Annotated in this window: 1 protein-coding gene; it reads left to right on the top strand. The window is 64.9% G+C overall.

Annotation, left to right across the window (positions count from 1 at the left end; all coding sequences use genetic code 11):
• Nucleotides 1-483 precede the first annotated feature (483 nt).
• On the top strand, nucleotides 484-1,734 hold the full coding sequence (locus tag D7X74_RS41520; protein WP_120538422.1) for a hypothetical protein: 1,251 nt from the start codon (nucleotides 484-486) through the stop codon (nucleotides 1,732-1,734).
• Nucleotides 1,735-1,859: the final 125 nt, after the last annotated feature.

The following is a 1,859-nucleotide window of genomic DNA, read 5'->3' as shown; positions in this document are numbered from 1 at the left end:
CCGATCGGCCTGGAGAGTAGGCGGGCGCCAGCAGCGCGGTGATGGGGCTGCGCCACCTCCACCGTGGTGGCCGCCGTGCTGCGCTAGCAGGAGCGCGGCCGTGAGGGACTGCGAGATGGCAGAGCCTTCAACGGCCAAGTCGCCCGCGACCATGGGACGCGCGCTGGTGGCCTCGGTGGGCGCACGTCGCAAGGGTGCGCTGCCCCTGGCCCGCGCGGCGGCGGCGCCAGCGCCTGTGGCAATTGAAGTGCCGGGCCACCTACGCCCGTCCCCAGGAGCCCGTCCTCTACGAGGACGAGATGGACGTGCACCTCAACCCCAAAATCGGGCCTGAGCTGGGGAGAGCGCCCGGGCTGTCCGGCCACGCTTCATGCCTGTCTCAAATATGTAACTCCTGCATTAATTGAATAGACAGCGAATACGGCAAACTGCAAGAAGGAGGCAGTTGGTGTGATGCCAACTGTTTGCACACAAAGGAATTCTATGTCCAAGCTTCACAAGGCGCTGCTGACAGCTTCCGTTGCGCTCCTCGGTTTGAACGGGTGTGGCGGCGCCGACCTCCCGGACGCGGAGGTGGTCAGCACCCGCCAGGGGGTGGAATCCGCGACGGCCATCCCTCTCCCAATCCCCGCCTGCGCGCTTCTCCCCGATACGGACCGCGACGGCGTCTGCGACGTGGTGGAGCTGGTGCTGGGCACCAATCCCAACAACCCCGACACGGACGGAGACCGCCTCAACGACTACGCGGAGTCGTTCGGCTTCGGCGGTGGCCTGGACCTGACGGCCCTCGGCGCGAACGCGCGCAGGAAGGACGTCTTCGTGGAGGTGGACTACTATCCCACACTCAGGCCCAGCCAGGCCACGCTGGACAAGGTCATCACGGCTTTCGCCAGCGCGCCGGTGAGCAATCCGGATGGGTCCACAGGCATCACGCTGCACCTGGTGCTGGATCAGCAGATCGCCGCCGCGGACGCGGACATGAACCTGAGCCCCGTGTGGACGGAATTCGACGTCATCAAGGCGAAGTACTTCGCCGCCGCCCGCGCGCCCTACTTTCACTACGCGGTGTTCGCGAACCAATACAACGGGAACTTCTCCAGCGGTATCTCTCGCGGCCTCCCCGCGCATGACTTCCTGATGACGTTGGGCTCTTTCAATGGCACCGAGCAACAGCAGGCCGGCACCCTCATGCACGAACTGGGGCACAACCTGGGTCTGCGCCACGGTGGCAATGACGACGACAACTACAAGCCCAACTACCTGAGCATCATGAACTACGAATACCAGTTCTATGGATTCGAACTTGGCGGCACGGTCGGCGCGCTCGACTACTCGCGTGTGCACGTGGATTCCATCAACGAGGCGGCCGTCAATGAGCTCACCGCGTTCGCGGCCGTCGCCCCGTCCACCGGGTCGGAACTGACTAGGTACTACGGGCTGCGCTTCAACGACGCCCAGGTGGCGATGTTCTCCGCAGCCGACTTCGTCGACTTCAACAACAACCGCCAATACGACTTCAACACCATTGCGTTGGACTTCAACCGCGACGGCGACGCGACGGATGTGTACCCCGTGTCGCAGAACGACTGGGCGGCCCTGTTGTACGACGGCGGCGGCCAGATTGGCTTCGCCACGCCGGGCATCACCCAGGACCTGGGCCGCGAGGAGCTGTTCCTCGTCGCCCCCGAGAAGATGGAGCCCTGCCTCACCGGGGACCCGCGCGACGCCCGCTAACCCGCTTCAGGTAAATCGGTGAACCGTGCTCGGAGAGGGAGCGGATGACCTCTCCGAGTGCGCGGCCTTTCCCAGCCCCGTGCTGCGTGCCGTCACCGCACGACGCGCAGCATGAGACCTATCGA

Source organism: Corallococcus sp. CA047B (assembly GCF_003612065.1).
In the GTDB taxonomy this organism is placed as follows: domain Bacteria; phylum Myxococcota; class Myxococcia; order Myxococcales; family Myxococcaceae; genus Corallococcus; species Corallococcus praedator.
The sequence above is the reverse complement of the archived record's forward strand: the minus strand, read 5'-3'. Positions and strand labels throughout refer to the sequence as shown.

Bases quoted from the DNA above. Each gene is read 5' to 3' on its own strand.
- D7X74_RS41520 (WP_120538422.1), top strand. From the start codon at position 484: ATGTCCAAGCTTCACAAGGCGCTGCTGACAGCTTCCGTTGCGCTCCTC.